Origin of the sequence: Waltera sp. (assembly GCF_046969025.1) — a bacterium.
GTDB classification, from domain to species: Bacteria; Bacillota; Clostridia; order Lachnospirales; family Lachnospiraceae; genus Acetatifactor; species Acetatifactor acetigignens.
In genome coordinates, this window is sequence record NZ_JBKVQF010000016.1 from 51,056 (window position 1) to 72,368 (window position 21,313).

General features: G+C 46.0%; 18 protein-coding genes. 15 read left to right on the forward strand and 3 right to left on the reverse strand.

The features are described 5' to 3' along the window. The first annotated feature begins 2 nt into the window (after positions 1-2). From ACLTOH_RS10060 to ACLTOH_RS10110, 11 genes are all read left to right on the forward strand, one after another. Positions 3-857, forward strand: a complete 855-nt coding sequence (locus ACLTOH_RS10060) for a carbohydrate ABC transporter permease (protein ID WP_117466431.1) — start codon at positions 3-5, stop codon at positions 855-857. A gap of 4 nt (positions 858-861) precedes the next feature. Continuing rightward, complete coding sequence (locus tag ACLTOH_RS10065; protein ID WP_227732678.1) at positions 862-1,695, forward strand: MBL fold metallo-hydrolase; 834 nt, start codon at positions 862-864, stop codon at positions 1,693-1,695. 30 nt (positions 1,696-1,725) lie between these two features. Continuing rightward, complete coding sequence (locus ACLTOH_RS10070) at positions 1,726-2,706, forward strand: LacI family DNA-binding transcriptional regulator (protein WP_118505356.1); 981 nt, start codon at positions 1,726-1,728, stop codon at positions 2,704-2,706. A 45-nt stretch (positions 2,707-2,751) separates the two neighbouring features. Continuing rightward, entirely contained in the window at positions 2,752-3,639 is an 888-nt protein-coding gene (locus ACLTOH_RS10075; RefSeq protein WP_337763519.1) for an ATP-binding protein, read from the forward strand. Between the two features lie 14 nt (positions 3,640-3,653). Further along, on the forward strand, positions 3,654-5,366 hold the full coding sequence (locus tag ACLTOH_RS10080) for a glycosidase (RefSeq protein WP_412224060.1): 1,713 nt from the start codon (positions 3,654-3,656) through the stop codon (positions 5,364-5,366). 158 nt (positions 5,367-5,524) lie between these two features. After that, positions 5,525-6,997 carry a cardiolipin synthase gene (cls, locus tag ACLTOH_RS10085; RefSeq protein ID WP_337770362.1) on the forward strand — a complete coding sequence of 491 codons (1,473 nt, stop codon included), beginning with the start codon at positions 5,525-5,527 and terminating at the stop codon, positions 6,995-6,997. Positions 6,998-7,079: 82 nt separating this feature from the next. Then, on the forward strand, positions 7,080-8,183 hold the full coding sequence (tig, locus tag ACLTOH_RS10090) for a trigger factor (protein ID WP_337631397.1): 1,104 nt from the start codon (positions 7,080-7,082) through the stop codon (positions 8,181-8,183). 83 nt (positions 8,184-8,266) lie between these two features. After that, positions 8,267-9,658 (forward strand): asparagine--tRNA ligase, encoded by a 1,392-nt coding sequence (asnS, locus tag ACLTOH_RS10095; RefSeq protein WP_117466426.1) that lies wholly within the window; start codon positions 8,267-8,269, stop codon positions 9,656-9,658. Between the two features lie 21 nt (positions 9,659-9,679). Beyond that, positions 9,680-10,933 (forward strand): NlpC/P60 family protein, encoded by a 1,254-nt coding sequence (locus ACLTOH_RS10100; protein WP_337631637.1) that lies wholly within the window; start codon positions 9,680-9,682, stop codon positions 10,931-10,933. A gap of 317 nt (positions 10,934-11,250) precedes the next feature. Further along, positions 11,251-12,249 (forward strand): DUF5688 family protein, encoded by a 999-nt coding sequence (locus ACLTOH_RS10105; protein ID WP_337770363.1) that lies wholly within the window; start codon positions 11,251-11,253, stop codon positions 12,247-12,249. 216 nt (positions 12,250-12,465) lie between these two features. After that, entirely contained in the window at positions 12,466-13,929 is a 1,464-nt protein-coding gene (locus ACLTOH_RS10110; RefSeq protein WP_412222068.1) for an IS1182 family transposase, read from the forward strand. 82 nt (positions 13,930-14,011) lie between these two features. On the opposite strand, the gene ACLTOH_RS10115 is transcribed toward ACLTOH_RS10110, so the two are convergent. Together ACLTOH_RS10115 and ACLTOH_RS10120 are read right to left on the reverse strand one after the other, a co-directional pair. Continuing rightward, positions 14,012-14,254: a polya polymerase gene (locus ACLTOH_RS10115; RefSeq protein WP_117466423.1), complete on the reverse strand. Its 243-nt coding sequence runs from the start codon at positions 14,252-14,254 to the stop codon at positions 14,012-14,014. A 110-nt stretch (positions 14,255-14,364) separates the two neighbouring features. After that, the gene (locus tag ACLTOH_RS10120) at positions 14,365-16,008 is read right to left on the reverse strand and encodes a sulfatase-like hydrolase/transferase (RefSeq protein ID WP_412224062.1); all 1,644 of its coding nucleotides are present in this window, start codon (positions 16,006-16,008) and stop codon (positions 14,365-14,367) included. 156 nt (positions 16,009-16,164) lie between these two features. Here ACLTOH_RS10120 and spoIIID point away from each other — a divergent pair, with 156 nt between their 5' ends. Then, complete coding sequence (gene spoIIID / locus ACLTOH_RS10125) at positions 16,165-16,416, forward strand: sporulation transcriptional regulator SpoIIID (protein WP_118501909.1); 252 nt, start codon at positions 16,165-16,167, stop codon at positions 16,414-16,416. Positions 16,417-16,584: 168 nt separating this feature from the next. Next, positions 16,585-18,354: a hypothetical protein gene (locus ACLTOH_RS10130; RefSeq protein WP_412224064.1), complete on the forward strand. Its 1,770-nt coding sequence runs from the start codon at positions 16,585-16,587 to the stop codon at positions 18,352-18,354. Between the two features lie 85 nt (positions 18,355-18,439). Here ACLTOH_RS10130 and ACLTOH_RS10135 read toward each other — a convergent pair whose 3' ends face one another. Continuing rightward, positions 18,440-18,583, reverse strand: a complete 144-nt coding sequence (locus ACLTOH_RS10135; protein WP_412224065.1) for a hypothetical protein — start codon at positions 18,581-18,583, stop codon at positions 18,440-18,442. A gap of 309 nt (positions 18,584-18,892) precedes the next feature. Here ACLTOH_RS10135 and ACLTOH_RS10140 point away from each other — a divergent pair, with 309 nt between their 5' ends. After that, complete coding sequence (locus ACLTOH_RS10140) at positions 18,893-20,119, forward strand: UTP--glucose-1-phosphate uridylyltransferase (RefSeq protein ID WP_412224076.1); 1,227 nt, start codon at positions 18,893-18,895, stop codon at positions 20,117-20,119. 175 nt (positions 20,120-20,294) lie between these two features. Continuing rightward, on the forward strand, positions 20,295-21,311 hold the full coding sequence (gene galE, locus ACLTOH_RS10145; RefSeq protein ID WP_022153306.1) for a UDP-glucose 4-epimerase GalE: 1,017 nt from the start codon (positions 20,295-20,297) through the stop codon (positions 21,309-21,311). The last annotated feature ends 2 nt before the right edge of the window (positions 21,312-21,313 follow it).

The window sequence follows — 21,313 nt, forward strand, 5'->3', positions numbered from 1 at the left end:
GAATGAGAACTGCAATGTCAAAAAGGAAAAAAATCATTATGAAATTGTGCATGTATCTTGGATATTTGCTCATAGCAGCTATTTTCATCGGACCGATCGTATTTTTGTTCGTATCTTCTTTGAAACCATATGCGCAGATCGAATCGGATATGTCAAATATCAGAGCATTCATTCCTTACGGAGACCTGTCACTGGATAACTATATCAATGTTATTGTGAAAGCGGATTTCTTCAAGTTCTTCAAGAATTCCGTTGTAGTAACGATCATCTTTGTCCTGCTGGCAACCACAATCAATGCAATGATCGGATATGCACTGGGAATGCTTAATTTCCGTGGAAAGGCAATCATTATATCCACCATTGTGGCATTGAGCATTATTCCTACAGAGTCCATTATCATTAACCGTTTTATGACAGTGAATTCACTGGGAATGTTAAATACATATATAGGACTGGCCATTCCCAGTGTCGCATATCCCATGTACATGTATCTATACTATAATCATTTTAAGGGAATGCCGAAGGAATTGCAGGAGGCTGCAATTATTGATGGAGCCAGCTACTGGAAAATATTTACCAAAATCATGATGCCTTTGTCTAAGCCGATCATTACCACTGTTGCGATCATGGCATTCATCCGTTCCTGGAGCGATCTGCTGTGGCCCACACTGGTTACCAGAGACGGTACTTACAGAACACTGCCGCTGGCTTTAAAATCATTGTTTTCCGACACCTATACTGATTGGGGACAGGTCTTTGCGTTCTCTACATTAATGGTTATTCCTACGATGATATTATTCCTGGTATTCCAGAAGCAGTTTGTGGCATCTGTGACATCCAGCGGAATTAAGGGGTGATAAAGTGGAAATCAGATATCTCGGAACAGGCGGAGCAGAAGGATTCCCCAGTATTTTCTGCCAGTGTGAAGCATGTCGTAAGGTAAGAATGTTGTTAGGAAAAAATGTAAAGACACGTAGCTGTACTCTGGTGGATGAGGTGATGATCGACCTGTCCCCGGATATCTTTTCACAATGCATTAACAGCCATGTGGATTTATCGGAGGTGAATCACCTAGTATTTACCCATTCCCATTCCGATCACCTGAATACCACAGAAATATGCTTCCGACTGCGGGAAATGGCATCCGTGATTCAAAAAAAAGATAAAAAAGTAATGGAAATTTATGGCAATGATGCGGTTCGGGATGGTATTATGGAGATAATAGCTAAGGATCCACATGTAGATCTGACAAGGATGAGATTTCACCGGATTCAAAAGTTTGAACCATTCCGTATAGGTCATTTAAAGTTTACACCTTTAAAGGCATATCACAAGCTGGACGAGGAAGCTTTGATCTTTGTGATCGAGGATGGAAGATCGACCCTGTTGTATGCAAATGATACAGGGGTCTTTCCGGAGGAAACACTGGATTTTATAGAACAACAGAACATAAAATTTGACGTCGTCAGTATGGATACCTGCAGAGGTATACTGGATGGTGACACGCATATGGGAATTCGGGAAAATGTAGAGCTGCGGGAGAAACTCCGCAGAATGCATGCAGTGACACCGAATACGGAATATTATCTGAATCATTATTCTCATATGTGCGGTATGATTCCGCAGGAATATGAAAGACTGGTAGGTCATGAGGGGTTCCTTTTGACTTACGACGGACTTTCCGTTACTGTCTGATGCAAAAAAGTAAGATAAGGGGAAGGGAATATGCCAACAATCAAAGATGTAGCTGCAGAAGCAGGAGTGACCTCCACAACAGTATCCAGAGTATTGAATAATCGTGGATACATCAGTGAAGAGACGAGAGAAAAAGTATATTCTGCCATGGAAAAGCTGAACTATATGCCAAACGAAATGGCGAGAAATTTATCCCGGCAGAAGAGTGATTATATCGGGGTGATTCTCCCATCTGTAGAGCATCCTTACTTTAGCAAGGTCCTTCACTGGCTGGAGCATTATGTGACAAAACACAACTACAAGATAATGGTCTGTATTTCCGAGAACAGCAGGGAAAAAGAATTACAGTATATTGATCTGCTCTATTCACACAGAGTTCTTGGAATTGTTGTGTGCAGCCATATCGGAGAGACGATGGAACATCTGGATTCTAACTGTCCACTGATCTCTTTTGAGAGAGAAATTGCGGAAAACATTCCGGCAGTTCTTTGCGATAACTATCAGGGTGGTATTCTGGCGGCTAACCGGCTGTTTGATGCCGGATGCAGAAATATCGCAATTTTTAACCCGCCTACCAAGGAAAATATCCCTGCATATAGCAGAGAAAAGGCATTTATGAAGTGCTGCGAGGATAAAAAAATCAGTGGACGTGTGGTTTATACAGACAGGTTGGCTCCCTTATCAGAAGAATTCGGCAACAATATTTTGGAATTATTGAAAAAAAATTCGGATCTGGATGGAATTTTTGCAACAAGTGATGTAATGGCTGCAAATATTATCCGTGCATGCAAAAAAATGGGAAAACGTGTTCCGGAGGATATCTCTATTGTGGGATTCGATGATACCTGGATTTCCACACTGACGTATCCTTCCATTACGACCATTCATCAGCCGGTGCAGGAAATGTGTGAATATGCCATAGAAGCGATTGTGAAAAAAGTAAAGAGTGAAAAGGTTCCATCCCAGGTTGTATTTCCGGTAGAACTGATCGACCGGGAGTCCACAAAGTAAAATAATGACGATAAAGGAACAGATATGATAGAAAAAGGAACCATAATGGAAAGTGAAGCAGAACCGTCATCAAAGGAGCTACTGAAAATATATGATACTACGTTGGCAGAAAAACTGATGCAAAAGCTGCTCCCCATGATTGAAAACTGTGCGAAGCAGACACGTTCCGAAAAAGTAGTCGTTGCAGTAAGCGGAGGCTCCGGATCCGGAAAAACAGTGACGGCATTGTTGCTTTCCTGCTTCCTGAAGGAAAAAGGGATTGAAAACTACATTCTGTCCGGAGATGCTTATCCGCATAGAATTCCCAAGTACAATGATGCGGAGCGGTTACAGATTTTCAGAGAAAATGCAATTGTGGGAATGCTGAAAGAGCAGACTTATACAGAAGAACGATGTACAATCATTCAGGAATTTCAAAAAGCCGGAAATGATGCGGATGAAAAACATGTCGAAAAATATCCATGGTATGAGTCCTATCTCAGAAACGGCAGAAAAGCTCTGGAAAATTATCTTGGCACGGAAAAGGAAATTAATTTTGAAGAAATAAACAGACTGGTTCATGCGTTTAAAGCCGGCGGAGAGAAGCTATGGGTCAGACATATGGGACGCGAAGAGACAGAACTGTGGTATGAAGAGAAGGATTTCACCGGAATAAAAGTGCTGTTGGTGGAGTGGACACACAGCAACAGTCAATACTACAGCGGTGTGGATATTTCCATCTACCTTGACAGTACCCCCCAGGAGACATTGCAGAGCCGTCTGGAAAGAAACCGTGATCAATGGATAGACAACCCATTTACGATGATGGTACTGGATATTGAGCAGAAAATGCTGAAAAAGCAGGCTGAGAAAGCAAAACTTATTGTTACCCGGGACGGAACAGTGTTAGACCGGAAGGAATATGCGCAATTTGTTCCGAAGCTTCAGAAATAAAAAGGAAAGATGTTATGAACATAGGACCGATGTTGAATCTCTACCCGGATAGTCTGGGCGGAACCCTGGATGATGTTGTAGATTTTTTGAAAACGGAAGAGGCAGAGGGAGCATTTTCTTCCTGCTATATTCTGCCCAGTCTGTACCATACGGATCTGGACAGAGGTTTTTCCGTGATTGATTATTCTCTGAACAAGATGTATGCTTCCGGCGAGACATTGGAAGCAATAAAAAAGCTTGGGATTGAATTGAAGCTGGATTTTATTTTGAATCATGCTTCGGTGTTGTCGAAGCAATTCCAGGATATCATTGCAAAAGGGGAAGAATCGGAGTACAAGGACTTCTTCATTAATTGGAATGAATTCTGGAAGGACTGCGGAGAAATGACGGAGCAGGGATATATCCTTCCGGAAGAAAAGTATCTGAAAAAGATGTTTTTCCGGAAGCCTGGGCTCCCCATTCTTATGGTACGTTTTCCGGATGGGAGAGAGATCCCTTACTGGAATACTTTTTATCAGGAAGTGAACTACCCTGAGGTTAATGCTCCTGAACTGATGAAAGCTGCCGATCTGCAATATATGCAGGCGGAAATTATTGCACAGGAACTATCCATGGGCTGCCCGGAAGGAAAAAAGCCGGCAGACATTTTACAGAAAATCGTTCTGGAGCGAAAAGCAGGAAGGCTGACAAAAGAACAGATTACAACGATCTGGAATTACATGGAGCAGCACCGGTATTATCTTGGTCAGATGGATCTGAATATCCAGTCGCCAAAGGTGTGGGAGTACTACCGTGAAGTATTAAAGACACTGGCAGGGTATGGTGCCAAAATTGTGAGACTGGATGCATTTGCCTATGCACCGAAGAAACCGGGAGAACGGAATTTTTTGAATCAGCCGGACACCTGGGAACTGCTTAACAAAATAAAACAGATTGCGGAACCGTACGGTATGGAACTTCTGCCGGAGATCCATGAAAGCTATAGTGAAAAAATATATGAGAAGATAGCAGAGCAGGGATATGTCACCTATGACTTCTTTCTGCCGGGACTCATTATAGATGCCCTGGAATCGGGAAACGGAGAACATCTGGCCGGATGGGCACAGGAGCTGATCGATAAAAATATCAGAACCGTGAATATGCTTGGCTGTCACGATGGGATTCCACTGTTGGATCTCAAAGGAATTCTGGCGGAGGACCGGATTCAGAAACTGATCGACATTATTGTCTCCCGTGGGGGATATGTGAAGGATCTTCACGGTCAGAAAAACATTTACTATCAGGTGAATGCAACCTACTTCAGTGCATTGGGCGAAGATGAGAGAAAGATGCTCCTTGCGAGAGCCTTGCAGATATTTATGCCGGGCAAACCGCAGATCTGGTATCTGGATCTGTTCGCCGGAAAGAACGACTACGAAGCGGTGAAAAAGGCAGGTCCCGGAGGACATAAGGAGATCAATCGGACAAATCTGACGACAGCACAGATATGCAGTGGTTTGAGTAAGCCGATTGTAAAGCAGCAACTGGAGTTGCTGCGATTCCGGAATTCCTGCCCGGCGTTCTCGGAAGAAAGCCGGATCAAAGTAAGCAGTGAAGGATCCCAGATCTGCTTTGTATGGGAACATCAGGGCTGTACTGCACAGCTGAAGGCAAATCTGCAGGATTGTTCCTATGGGATTGAATTCTGCGATCAGGATAGAAAGAGAACACTCATCACAGAGGGATAAAATATCACGGCCGGAGACCGCCGGCTTGAATACAAAAGATAAGAAGAGACTGAGAATGTTGATTTTTTCGGCATTTGTCAGTCTCTTTTGCTGGAAAGAAGGTTTGCATTATGATATATTGAGGAAAAGGGATGTTTTTCATCTGAAGGGGCAGTATTATGAGTGAAGCATTTGAGATCGTAAAGACAGGAATAGATTTTTTCTGCAGCCATCTGGTATTTTTTAATATGCTGTTTGCCATCGTGATCGTGTTTTTTCAGAGACGGGATCCAAAGAGTGTGTGGGCATGGCTGCTTTTGTTGTATTTTATACCGGTACTGGGATTCGTGTTCTATCTGTTACTGGGGCAGGATATGCACAAGCGGAAAATGTTCCGGATCAAAGAGGTGGAGGATCACATCAGCAAAGATATAAGACAGCAGGAGTACCGGCTGAGATCCCGGGATGTCCAGGAGCTGGATGAGAATATCCGGGGGTATGAGGATCTGGTCATGTATAATCTGGAGGCCGGAGAAGCCATGCTGACGAAGGACAACGATGTGGATATCTTCATCGACGGCAATGAGAAATTCCGGGCGCTGATGGAAGATCTGCGGAATGCGGAGCATTTTATCCATATCCAATACTACATTATTAAAAACGATGTATTATTTAACCAGATCAGGGATATTCTGATCGAAAAAGCGGCGCAGGGCGTGGAAGTGAGAGTGCTGTTCGATGCCATGGGCTGTCGTTCCGTGCGGCACAGCTTTTGGAGAAAGCTGAATGAAAAGGGCGTGCAGACGGCAGAGTTTTTCCCGGCGATCCTGCGAAGACTCCAGCTGCGTATCAACTACCGTAATCACCGCAAGATCGTAGTCATTGACAATAAGGTGGCCTATGTGGGCGGATTCAATGTAGGGAAGGAATATATTGATCTGGATGAAAGATTCGGGCATTGGAGAGATACACACCTGAGGATCCGTGGAAGTGCGGTACTCAGTCTCCAGGCGCGCTTTGTGCTGGACTGGAATTATGCAGCGAGGGAGAATCTGTTTTTACAACCGGAACTGTTCCGGGGAATCGAAGCAGGTACGAGAGATTTCTGTGATCTGCAGATTATCAGCAGTGGTCCGGATAAGACGACTCAGCAGATCCATGATAATTACCTGCGTCTGATCAACAAGGCACAGAAAAGCATTTATATCCAGACTCCGTATTTTATCCCGGATGAGGCGATCCTGAATGCCCTGATGATCGCGGTGAAGTCCGGGATCGAAGTGAACATTATGATCCCATGTATGCCAGATCACCCGTTTGTCTATTGGGCCACCTATTCTTATCTTGGCGATATGGTCATGGCCGGGGCCAACTGTTATACCTATAACAACGGTTTTCTACACAGCAAGGGCATGATCGTGGATGACAGAGTACTGTGTTACGGAACAGCGAACATGGACATCCGCAGCTTTGCGTTGAATTTTGAGGTAAATGCTGTGATATATGATGAAAAAAAGGCGTGGGAAATGGTGGAAATATTTCACAGGGATCTGGAAGTCTGCCGTCAGATCACCCGGGATTATTACACGGGAAGGAACCTGAAGATCCGCATAAAAGAGCAGGTCTGCCGGTTATTGTCACCCTTGTTATAGCCCGGTGGATGTGTTATAATGGGCGGTGCTATGATGCATTTCGCATGGTAGGCACAAAATGAAAGGTATAGGAAGTATTAGAATGAAGAAAAAGACATTAGGATTTCTGGCAGCGGTTTTAAGCATGTGTATGCTGGCGGGCTGCGGAGCAAAGGATACAGGAGACGGCACGGATGCAGCGACCGGCGCCGGAGCAGAAAGTACTGCATTGAAGGATATGGATGTGGACAAGTATGTGACACTGGGCGAGTACAAGGGGCTGGAAGTATCCGTAGACACCGTGGAAGTAGATGAGGATGAGTGGGACAGTCTGGTCAATAATGTATATTATGAAAATATTACCGCAGAGAACGGCGGGATTATGGATCGTGCCGTGGAGACCGGAGACACCGTAAACATCGATTACGAAGGCAAAAAGGATGACGTGGCATTTGACGGCGGTACCGCACAGGGATACGATCTGACCATCGGTTCCGGAAGCTTTATTGCCGGGTTCGAGGATGGACTGATCGGCGTGATGCCCGGAGAGACAGTGGATCTGAATCTTACATTCCCGGAGAATTACGGAAAATCCGATCTGGCAGGACAGGCTGTGGTATTTACGGTAACGGTAAATTATATTCAGCCCGCACAGGATGGGGAATTCAGTGATGAAGTCATCAGTAACTTCGGTATCGATGGTGTGACGAACGAGGAAGAACTCCGTCAGTACGCTTATGATTATCTGAATGAGAATGCACAGCAGAATTATGAAACCAATGTACAGCAGGCAGTGATGGATGCGTTTATGGCAAATAACACCTTTACTTCCGTGCCGGAGGCTCTGGTACAGAAATATTCTGATGCAGCGGAGAGCAGCATTACCTCCATGGCATCTGCTTACGGTGTGGACGGAGATACGTTCACGCAGTATTATTACGGACAGGATCTGGCATCTTTCCTGGCTACCTATTCTGAGGAGGCAGCAAAGCAGGATATTGCCTTGCAGGCAGTGGCCAACAGAGAAAACCTGAACATCAGTGATGAAGAACTGGATCAGATCCTGCTGGATCGTGCTACAGCAGCAGGCTATGACACTATCGAGGAGTATATCGGTGAGACTTCCAAGGAAGACTACAGAGAGTATTTCCTCTATGATAAAGTGACAGATTATCTGGTAGAGAACGCAAAGATCACCAACAATTAAATTTTAAAAATAGTATGTGACCGGCGAATAGGATGCGGGCCGGTTCAGATAGAGCACGTCGCAGCGTGCGGATAGGAAAAATTATGGAATTAACAGACATCAGAGAACTTCACCGGGAAAAGGACGTCTATATCGGCAAGGAGATCACCGTAGGCGGCTGGGTGAGGAACAATCGTGACTCCAAGAACTTCGGTTTCCTGGTGATCAACGACGGAACCTTTTTTGAGCCTTTACAGGTAGTATATGGCGATGGACTTGCGAACTTCCAGGAGATCTGCAAGATCAATGTAGGTGCAGCAGTTGTGATCCGCGGCACCATCGTGGCTACCCCCGAGGCAAAGCAGGCATTTGAAATGCAGGCAGCGGAAGTGATCGTGGAAGGACCTTCTACTGCGGATTATCCCTTACAGAAAAAGCGTCATTCCTTTGAGTATCTGCGTACCATCTCTCATCTGAGAGCACGTACCAATACTTTCCAGGCAGTGTTCCGTGTCAGATCCCTGATCGCTTATGCGATCCATACCTTCTTCATGGAGAGAGGATTTGTCTATGTGCATACTCCTCTGATCACCAGCAGTGACTGTGAGGGTGCCGGTGAGATGTTCCAGGTGACCACTCTGGATATGAACAATGTACCTAAGACAGAAGACGGCAAAGTGGATTACACCCAGGACTTCTTCGGTAAGCCTGTAAACCTGACCGTAAGCGGACAGCTGGATGTAGAGACTTATGCTTTTGCATTCAAGAACGTATATACTTTCGGACCGACTTTCCGTGCCGAGAATTCCAACACCACCCGTCATGCGGCAGAGTTCTGGATGATCGAGCCGGAGATCTGTTTTGCAGATCTGAAGGATGATATGATCCTGGCAGAGAGCATGTTAAAATATGTGATCCGCTATGTGCTGGAAAATGCGCCCGAAGAGATGGCATTCTTCAATCAGTTCGTGGATAAGGGACTGATCGAAAGATTGCAGCATGTGGTCAACTCGGATTTCGGTCATGTGACCTACACTGAGGCTATCAAGATCCTGGAGAAGCACAACGATGAGTTCGATTACAAGGTATTCTGGGGATGCGATCTGCAGACCGAGCATGAGAGATACCTGACCGAGAAGGAATTTAAGAGACCTGTATTCGTAACCGATTATCCGAAGGAGATTAAGGCATTCTACATGAAGTTGAACGAGGATGGCAAGACTGTGGCTGCTATGGACTGCCTGGTACCCGGTATCGGCGAGATCATTGGCGGCAGCCAGCGTGAAGACAATCTGGAGATTCTGGAGAAGCGTATGGAAGAGTTGGGACTGAATAAGGAAGATTATCAGTTCTATCTGGATCTGCGCCGCTACGGCTCCGCACGTCATGCAGGCTTCGGACTGGGCTTCGAGCGCTGTGTAATGTATATCACCGGAATGGGCAATATCCGTGACGTTATCCCCTTCCCTCGTACCGTAAATAACTGCGACCTGTAATTATATGGAGTCATTTTACCTATGAAGAAGAAAACTGCCGGCAGAAAAGTAAATAGAGCAAAAAGAAAGTTTTTATGTTATTTTCTTCTGGCAGCGGTGACACTGACAGCCACCGGCTCTGTCTGGGAATCTCCCGCGGAGACGGTGCAGGCGGCACCTTCCATGAGTGAACTGCAGAACAGCATCAACAATCATCAGAACCAGCTGAACAACATCAACAGCCAGATCAATTCCCTACAGGATGAGCAGGATCTGGTGCAGGAGAAGATCGATGACCTGAATGCAGAGATCATCAACACCATGACCAGTATCGGCATGAAGGAGGATGAGATCGCATCGAAGGAGATGGAACTTGCCGACAAGCAGATCCAGATCAATCAGACCCAGGAAGAGTACAATATTGCCAAGGCGCAGGAAGAACAGCAGCATGATGATATGGTCAGTCGGATGCGCATGATGTATGAAAATGATTCTTCGGAGAATTATGTGAACCTTCTGTTACAGGGCGGTGGCCTGAGTGGTATGCTGAACCGGATGGACTTCGTGGAGAGCGTTTACGAGTATGACCGTCAGAAACTGCAGGAATACGAGGAGACCAAGGAACAGGTACTGGCGCTGTGGAACCAGCTGGAAGAAGAGAAGACCCAGCTGCAGGTCGATAAGGATCAGCTGGAAGCCGATAAGGCGGATCTGGAGAACCAGAAATCGGAACTGGATGTGATGCTGGCCAAGAAAAAGCAGGAATCCGCCAACTATGATGCGGAGATTAAGAAGGCAAAGCAGGAGGCTTCCGTAGCGAAGGCTCTGCTGCAGCAGGAACAAAAACAGTTAAAACAGCTGCAGGCGCGGGCACAGCAGGGAAATACTGCCGCAGCCACCGGCACTTATGCAACGACCAATTATACCTCAGTCATCGAAAGTGCCTCCGGCAGTGATATGGGAAAGCGTCTTGCAAAATATGCCTGTCAGTACATAGGCAATCCGTATGTGGCGGGAGGTACCAGCCTGACGAATGGTGCGGATTGTTCCGGATTTACCTTCCGCGTCTACAGTGATTTCGGTTACAGCATTCCCCGTACGTCCTATGAGCAGAGAAGTTGTGGCACTGGTGTTGACTACAGCAATGCACAGCCGGGAGATCTGATCTGTTATGACGGTCATGTGGCTATGTATATTGGCGGCGGGCTGATCGTGCATGCCAGCACACAGCGTACCGGTATCAAGATCAGCAATGCCAATTACCGTCCGATCCTGGCAGTACGACGCGTTGTGTAATTTCATATTTGACATTTGTAAAGTCCCTGTTTTTGCGGAAAATGGGGACTTTTTTTCTTTTTGAAATTATTTTTTCGTGAAATTTGACAAAAGATATCCTTGGTGAAATCGCATATAGACAAAGCAATCTATCTATGATAGGGTGGAGTTATCCGAAATCCGGATGGTTTCGGAAACTGTAAATCTCTGAAATAAGAATTCTAAATAGGCCGTTCGGCCGGGATTTCCAACGATTTTTTTAATAGTACCTTTTATTTTTGTACGCAAATTTACGGATCAGTTCTCTGCTTTTGCAGGGAGAAAATAATGGGGGATCAATGACATACGAAGAATTTAAGAAGGAATTGCGTTGGAATGTGCAGAACATGGAAACGGCACGGGGCAAGACCATACGCCTGCTGGAACGGCACATGGTATGCGGTGATCCGATGGCGGTTCATATCATGAATATTATGAACCGATGTATGTATGGAAGAGAACAGATCATGATACGTGAAGATATGCTCTGCGCATTATGGATGCGTGGAAAAAGAGAATATATACAGCACTGGCTGGTACGGCCTTTGTATGAGCGATACGGACAGGAAGGATGGCAGAGTATTTTACCGGAGATCTCGGCGGGCCTGACGGAGGACGATGAAGAAGCGGATATCGTACTCTCCGGTGAGAATCTGAGCTATGCTGTCTGCAGAAGGCATATGATCGTGCGTCCGGTGAATTATGAACGGTGCAGGCAGGAGCTTGGCAATGCCATTTATCGTAAGATTGGAGATGTGGCGCTGGTGCTGCATCTGTTGACCAGTGAGAAGACCGGAAGCAGTCTGACCATACAGGTGTCCCGCGGTATGGTACTGCCATGGAAGCTTACGGAAGACCAGTTGATCACGGAAGCCATGATGAACTCTTGCCGCAAGATGCCGCCCAGATTGTTTCTGGGAGATGACAGGAGAAAGTTTTTTCCCTATGAGGAAGGCATTCTGCTGCCAGAAGAGGAAGGGCGTCAGACCTGGATCAGCCCCTGGAACCACAGGGAAGGACAGAGAGGATATCTTCTCACCACTACTGCCAGAATCCATGGGGCTGTGGCCTTTTTCTATCCCGGGGTAAAAGCAATCCTGGCGGAGAAACTGGGTGGGGACTACTATGTAGTCTTTCCAAGCGTACATGAAGCAATCCTGCATCCCGTAGATTGCACCGGTGTACAGGAGATCCGTTCCTCTATACAGCATATCAATGCCGTCTACGGAGAAGGAGAGATGCTGTCTGACCGGATCTTCTGCTACCACAAGAACCGGAGATTGCTGCAGCTGCTGTGAAACGACATCTTAAAGTAATAACAAAAGCACTCCCGGTTAATGGGAGTGCTCAGACTGTAGACAAAGCTCCTTCCTGTGAGGGAGCTTTTCTTGTGTCATGACTGCAAAAATTATGTACTTACAAGCATATAAGAAGTAGTGAAAATGCCGTATTTACGGGACTTTTCACTACTTTTTTGGTATAATGAAAGTATCAAAATAAAGGCGGTGTTTCCTATGATGACACAGAATGCAGATAAGAAAAGAGAGCAGATTCAGATGTTCTGCATGGATGACCTTGTTCCGCAGGATCATCTGCTGCGCCTGATTGACCAGGCAATCGACTGGAGTTTTATCTATGATCTTGTGATCGATAAATACAGTGCAGACAATGGCCGCCCCAGCATGGATCCGGTCATGCTCATTAAAATTCCATTCATCCAGTATCTGTACGGCATCCGAAGTATGCGCCAGACAGTAAAAGAAATCGAAGTCAATGTCGCATACCGATGGTTCCTCGGTCTGGAAATGATGGACAAGGTTCCCCATTTCTCTACGTTTGGAAAGAATTATACCAGACGCTTTAAGGATACTGATCTTTTTGAACAGATCTTTTCCCGTATCCTGCAGGAATGCTATAAATACAGACTGATTGATCCTTCCGAGGTCTTCGTGGATGCCACCCATGTAAAAGCACGGGCAAACAGCAAAAAGATGCGGAAACGGATTGCAGATGAGGAAGCACTGTTCTTCGAAGAGCAGTTAAAGAAGGAAATCAACGAAGACCGGGAAGCGCATGGGAAAAAGCCTCTGAAAGAAAAGAAGGAAGATCCCAAAGATCCCCCCTCCTGTGGTGGCAGCTCTGATGGAAAAGAAGAAAAAACGGTCAAGGAAAGTACAACGGATCCGGAAAGCGGATGGTTCCGAAAGGGTGAACATAAAAATGTTTTTGCGTATTCCGTGCAGACAGCCTGTGACAAAAACGGATGGATTCTGGGTTATAGTGTAAATCCCGGCAACCAGCATGACAGCCGGACATTTAAATCCCTGTATGATAAGATAAAAGACATTGGCATTCAGACACTGGTAGCCGATGCAGGATACAAAACACCAGCGATAGCAAAGTTACTTCTGGATGATGGTATCACACCGCTTCTACCGTATAAACGCCCCATGACCAAAGATGGTTTTTTCAAAAAAGCCGAGTATGTGTATGATGAATATTTTGACTGCTATGTATGCCCGAATGATCAGGTGCTGGCTTATCATACGACGAACCGTTCCGGATACCGGGAATACAAGAGCTGCGGAATCGTCTGTGAAGGATGTCCATATCTGAAGCAGTGCACAGAAAGCAGGGATCATGTGAAGGTAGTGACCCGGCATATCTGGGAGCCGTACATGGAAAAGTGTGAGGATATCCGGCATACGATTGGGATGAAGGAAGTGTATGCGCAACGGAAAGAGACCGTAGAGCGCCTCTTCGGAACAGCAAAAGAAAACCACGGATTCCGCTATACACAGATGATAGGAAAAGCCCGGATGGAAATGAAAGTCGGGCTTACGTTTGCCTGCATGAATCTGAAAAAACTGGCAAAGATGATAGCCAGGAAGGGAAAAAGGGGAGCCCAAAAGTGTTTATTATTGATCAAGTACACACTTTTTGAACCGAAAACAAGAAAAACGCTTCTGGAGTGCTGACCAAAAGCGTTTTGTCTACAGTCTGAGCACTCCCGGTTAATGGGAGTGCTTTGTTATTATAGTATATTATTTATAAGTAGATCTATTGTACACCGGGATTTTCCATCAGGAAATGCATGAATTTTCCCTCATCAGAGCTGTCTGAGCAGAATAACTCAAGTTCATCACCATGCTGACCAAGCAAAGCAGCAATGGCAATATATTGGGAAAGTTTGCTCTTCAGATTAAAAATATCACCGTCTACGGATCTTAAAGTAACCTCCCCTTTACAACTGTCAACAATAGCAAGAAACTCGTTTACCTGTTCGATTTTTGATAATTTCATAAGAACCCTCCATCTCGTATGTACGTGTAATATTTGTTAAAAACAAGGCTGTTATAAACATTATACCTTTTAGAGAAGATAATGCAAGTGATTATTTCGGAGTGAGACCATTATGGTGTGATTTCCACACCGGTGAAGTACATCGTGTCTACATCTCCGGCATATCCGGTCTGCATATACTCATAAAAATGAGTGGGCTCATCGTAATCATAGAACAGGAAACGTCGTTCTCTGGCATCTCCTTCCTTGTAATCAAAGATGGCATCCCCCTGTTTGCCATCCAGAAGTCGTGTGTAGGCTTCCAGATAATCAGATTGGGAAATGGGAGCAGAGGAAATCTGTAGCTCATCATAATGCTCACCGACACCCTTTACGAACAGAATAGGATGCTGCCGTTTCTCGGAACTGTCATCATCCTCAATGTTGTATCCGTGGTCCGACAGGATCATAATGGCCGTATTATCATAGACACCGCTGTCTTTCAGTTTTTGCAGATACGTAGCCACGATTGTCATGCTGGCTTCAATGCTTTGTTCGTAGGTGCCGTTTTCAATCTCGTTCATCTGTGCATCCTGATGCCAGGGACTGTGGGCGCCTACCAGATGGATGAATCTGAAGCATTTGTCATCGGTCAGTGTTACCGGTGTCTTTTTCAGGTAGGTATAGAAGACCTGATTGTCGGAAGAAAAGAGTTCGTAATCACTGATATCATCGGTCTTCTCCAGTGAATTGAATTCCGCCGGGATGGTGAGGCAGAAGCGTTTGAGATCAAAAGGCATGTATTTGAATCCGACCAGCTTGATTTCCAGTTTCATAAATTGTGCAATGGAAGAGATCGTGGGGGTCGTGTCGATCATATTTTCAAATCGGAACATGCTTTCTTCCAGACGGTAAGCGTCCTCCTCATACATTCCCATGCGGTATCCTCTGGCTTCCAGATCATCAAAGAAAGGAGCTTCCCGATAGACTCTCTTTGCATATTCGATAAATTCTTCCTGATCCTCATACCATTCGCCGGAGAAGAGGTAAGGAATTGAATATACGGTGAATGGATAGGCCGACATCGTATTATTATAATAAGTAAAATCAGAAAGAGTTTCCTTATATTCGGGATGGTGTTCGATCACCTGTGACATGATGTCTCCGTCTACTGTGTCCAGAACCAGAAGTACAAGGTTTTGATCGGTAGACATTTCCAGTTCCCCATAGGTGGTGTTGATCATAGAAAATTTGTGTTCCAGGCCCTGTTTTGTAAACCCTAGCGTTACAAGAGTCACCAACAGAACCAGACTGATCAGCCCGCTGACAGCACCTGCTGCATCTGCCACCTTTGTAAGCGACAGCTTTTTCACCGTCAGTATCACCAGAACCGCGACTGCCACCCAGAGAGCAACGGAGCCGATACGCAATCCGGAATACTGTGCCCAATCCACCGTACTTCCATCCAGATGAGGCAGATTGCCTATCATGAAATTGCCCTGAATATAAGTGCAGAGGAACGCAATCAGATAAACTGTGAGAAATCCATGATATAGCCTGGTATTTATCTTCGAAACGATGAAAGCCAGCAGGAAGCTGACACCCGTAAATACCGCAAACATCAACAGACAGAGCGGGATCAGATCATAAAAATCAAACCAGAATTCATATTTGTTATTAAAATAAATTTCCAATGGAGCATAAAGAAACAACATAAATCCTGCCGCAACAGAAAGTAAACCGGCGGAACGCAGCCGGAGCTTTGACTCTTTCACAAAAAAACCCTCCCGTATGTTCAAAATGGATACTTGCAAAGTACAACTATTATATTTTGAAACAAAATAATTGTCAAATAGCGGCTTAATTGTCAGGATGCATAACCCCTCAGATACTTTCATACACTGTAAAAAAGTATCCTGAGGGGTTTTCCTTTGAAAGACTATATTGAAGAACGAGCTATAGGGATAGCGGGCTATATCATCGACCACAACGCCACGGTGCGGCAGACTGCCAAGGCCTTCGGCATCAGCAAAAGCACGGTACATAAGGACGTGACGGAGCGGCTGGCCCAGGTGAATCCGGCGTTGGCAAAGCAGGCGCGGAAGGTATTGGATGTGAATAAATCCGAGCGTCATATCCGCGGCGGACTGGCTACCAGAGAGAAGTATCTGCACCAGCACTAGATATTCGATGAGGCAAATCATTCTATACGGGAAAGTGTCTTGAAATACCGGGTACCAACTTATATAATGGATACATAGCTATATGGGACAAAGTAGTTGGGACATAAGATACAAAAGATATCAGGACCTTTGCGCAGCAGGATCACTTATGAGGAGAGAAAAAACGAAATGGCAACAGAGTTTCTGAATGATGCACGGAAAGAGATCGAGGGACGGACAGAAGACTTCTGTGGGGAATTAAAAGCATTCTATCAGGGCAACGGGGAAGCGGAACAGAACCTGATGGAGCAGACAACCCAGCCTTTCTGGCAAAGTCTGCGCCTGAGCAGAAAAAGACTGCGGCAGCGGGAACTGACGGTGGATATGGAGATGCAGGAGCCGGCACGACTGGCGGACTATGATGGTCCCTGGAAGGATGGCTATGATTATAGCTGCCGCCGTACCCAGCCGGTAAAAATGAGACGGACTTATTACCGCAAGGGAAAAAAGATTGCGTTCCTAAAGACACCGGAGATTGCAGCGGCAAGCTTTTTGAAAGCGGATGTGCAGGGAGATATGGTTATCTGCCCTAACTGTGGACATGAGGGAAAACTGACCAGCTATATCGATGGCTGTGATGCCTGCGGGGCAAAGTTTCTCGTCAGTGATTTTGAGACAAAGGTATCCGGATTTTCTCTGGAGGAGGACGCAAGACAGAAAAGTATTTCCAACTTTATGAAAGCCGGTGCGGTGGTGGGAATTACAGCGATTTCTCTTGCGGTACTGGCCATCTGTGCGGGCGGCATTATGTTTTTGCTGTTGGCGTTGGGCAGGAACGGATACAATGCGGTAAAGGCAGCCGCAGCCATGATGCTGGGAATTGGTCTGGCTCCGGTATTTTTCCGGTCGTTGTTTTACATGCTCATTATATTTATTGTAATGTTGATCGTGATGGAGACTCGCAGAAAGCCGAGAATTCAAGACGAATCGAAAGTAAAGGCCGCAATCCCGGAATTCTCCACGGGTAATTTTCTTCAGAATCTGGAATACCAGCTGCGAATGATCCATCTGGCGGATACGGCAGAGCAGGTACGCTTTTTCGCATCCTGTGATCTGGATACGGTGGTGGCACGGTATCAGAATGTGGTGGACTGTTGCATTTGCGGTGTGCGTTTTCTGGAGGCGGAGACACGGGGAGAGTCTTACAGAATCAGCGTGGAAGTGAGGACCCGATTGACACTGGATACAGGAAAGAAGATCCGGAACCGTTATGAGGAGATCCGGCTGGAACTGGAAGGCAGACAGGATGTGGTAACGCAGCACAGCAGGGCACTCCGGGAATACAAATGCCCCAACTGCGGAGGCAGTGTGGACATTTTGGGCGGCGGAGTCTGCGAATACTGTAATACCGCGGTGGACTACCGAAATTTTGGCTGGATCATCACTTCTTATACAAATCTGGGGCAGCCAGAGAATCCTTTTGCGAAAATACTGGCGGGAGCACTGGGAAGTTATCTGCTCATTTTGTTTTTGAGTCTGGTACTCATGGCGCATTCCGAGGATGGAAAAGATACTTTTGAGATCTTACAGAGTGTCCGGATGTCAACGGAATATCTGAAAGCGGTGCAGCAGGATATTATCTATCCCGATGCTGTGATTTCAGATTGTACGGAGACAGACAGCGAAGATGGAACTTTTACTTCAATAAAGGTGTACTCCTGTGGGGACCGGGATGCAGTAAAAGAAGCCTACAAAACTGCACTGCTGGAAAAGGGATTTCTGGAGATGCAGCAGTACCCGGAGGGATTTTCTGTCTTTTTGCCGGAGGATCCGTCAGAATATGCCGTGGATTCGGAAGAAGGAATGTTCTATCTTGTGATCTGCGCAGAAAATGCACCGGAGGGAATTACAGTAACTGCGACCTTGATGGACGAAAATTGGAACCCGGTGCAGGAATAAAATAGAATACATACATACGACAAGGGACCCGGGCAAAAGCTTCCGGGTCCTTTTTAGAGGGAAAGTGTTGGTAGCTGACTGATTACTATTGGGTGAGAGGAATTCTGTGAACTACTCTGCGATAGAGCTTCCACAGGAGCACAGCAGGGAAACTGACTGCCAGATATGCTGTGGATAAAAGTCCGGTAACACCGCCTACGATTGCAATGATTAAAATTCCAATATTCATAATGAATTCCTCAACTTTCTGTCATTCTGTACAACATTCGATGAAGTCCTTAAAAACTTCACATACCGTATTATAGTAAACAGATACCCCCGGGTGAATAGTTTTGAGCGACCCTTAACACCATTTTGTCGGGATATTTACAAAATCTTTGCAACACGTTTACAGAATCTTAACGGCAGGACTTACGGGCGGGAACGATCCCGGGAGTAAGGTTTGCAATCACAGGAAATATCAAGTATAATAGAGAAAATTGACTGTTACCCGGGGTGGAATAGTCGGAGAAAATAAAACGGAGGTAGGAATATGAGTATGACACTGGAACAGGCTAAGGAGAAGCTTGCAAAGTATGGTCAGGAACATGTTCTGAAGTATTACGGGGAGCTCAACGAGGAAGAGAAGCAGGGGATTCTGAATCAGATCGAAACTACGGATATGAGCATTCTGGAAGCTTGCAAGCATAAAGAAGATCTGGCAAAAAAAGGAGTGATCACACCGTTGGCTGCCATGCAGTTAGACGAAATCGAAGCAAACAGGGAGGAATTTACCGCAACCGGTATCGAAGCGATCCGACAGGGCAAGGTAGCAGCTGTTCTTCTTGCCGGAGGCATGGGTACCAGACTGGGTTCCGATAATCCCAAGGGCATGTACAATGTGGGTCTGACCCGTGAACTGTACATCTTTGAATGCCTGATCAATAACCTGATGGAAGTCGTGCATCAGGCAGACAGCTGGATCCACCTGTTTGTGATGACCAGCGATAAGAACAATGACGCAACGATCGCATTTTTAAAAGAGCATGATTTCTTCGGATACAACGCGGATTATGTCCACTTCTTCAAACAGGAGATGGCTGCGGCAACCGATTATGAAGGCAAGATTTATCTGGAGGAGAAGGGCAAGCTGTCCACCTCTCCCAACGGTAACGGCGGCTGGTTCATTTCCATGAAAAATAACGGCATGCTGGATATCGTACATAACGAAGGCATTGAGTGGCTGAATGTGTTTGCGGTAGACAATGTACTGCAGCGGATCGCTGATCCCTGCTTTATTGGTGCTACGATCCAGAGAGGCTGTGTCGTAGGCTCCAAGGTGGTCCGTAAGAATGCACCGGATGAAAAAGTAGGAGTTATGTGCTTGGAGGACGGCAGACCTTCCATCGTGGAGTACTACGAGCTGACCGATGAACTGATGAATGCTAAGGATGAGAAGGGAGAACCCGCGTATAATTATGGTGTGATCCTGAATTATCTGTTCAAGGTACAGGATCTGGAAAAGATCATGGCAGAGAAGATGCCGCTGCATATCGTAGAGAAGAAGATCCCTTATCTGGATGCTGCAGGAGAGTTGGTAAAGCCGGATACTCCCAATGGTTATAAATTCGAGAGTCTGGTGCTGGATATGATCCATCAGATGGACAGCTGCCTGCCTTTTGAGGTAGTCAGAAGAAAAGAATTTGCGCCGATCAAGAACAAGATCGGTGTGGACTCTGTGGAAAGTGCCAGAGAACTGCTCACCGAGAATGGTGTGGCGCTGTAAACATTTCGACAGATTTTCACAACATAAGGTTATTGAGGAATCGATAGAATTACAGTAATCTGATACTGTAAGAAACGAAGAAAAAATTTCATCCGGCTCTGACAGATGAGAGATTGTGCAGCCGCCATAGTGAACAAATAGTATTGTCCTATGCACGGCGGATAGGAGAGAGTGTATGAGAATTTTGGTAACAGGTGGTGCCGGATTCATCGGCAGTCATACCGTAGTGGAATTACAGCAGGCAGGCTATGATGTAGTCGTATTGGATAATCTCTGCAATGCAAGTGAGAAAGTGATCCCCAGAGTAGAAGCCATCACAGGCAAGAAGGTTCCTTTCTATAAGGCAGACATTCTGGACCGTGAAGCTCTGGAAGAGATCTTCAGCAAGGAACAGATCGACGCAGTCATTCATTTTGCAGGACTGAAGGCAGTCGGTGAGTCCGTACAGAAGCCCTGGGAATATTATGAGAACAATATTGCCGGTACCCTGACCCTGGTAGATGTCATGAGAAAACATGGTGTGAAGAGCATTATCTTCTCTTCCAGCGCTACCGTATACGGCAACCCCGCATTTGTTCCCATTACGGAGGAATGCCCCAAGGGACAGTGCACCAACCCTTACGGCTGGACGAAATCTATGCTGGAGCAGATCCTGACGGATATCCAGAAGGCAGATCCCGAATGGAATGTGATCCTGCTTCGTTACTTCAACCCGATCGGAGCTCACAAGAGCGGTACCATTGGCGAGAATCCCAACGGTATCCCCAACAACCTGATGCCTTATATCACACAGGTAGCAGTCGGCAAGCTGAAAGAGCTGGGTGTCTTCGGTGATGATTACGATACCCCCGACGGAACCGGTGTACGTGACTACATCCATGTCGTTGATCTGGCAAAGGGCCACGTAAAGGCTCTGAAGAAGATTGAGGAGAATGCAGGACTGAAGATCTACAATCTGGGAACTGGTGTGGGCTACAGTGTTCTGGACATCGTGAAGAACTTCGAAGCAGCTACCGGCGTGAAGATTCCTTACGTGATCAAACCCCGCCGTGCAGGCGATATCGCCACCTGCTATTCCGATGCTTCTCTGGCAGAGAAGGAACTTGGCTGGAAGGCTGAGAACGGCATCAAAGAGATGTGCGAAGACTCCTGGAGATGGCAGAAGAACAATCCAAACGGATACGAAGAATAATA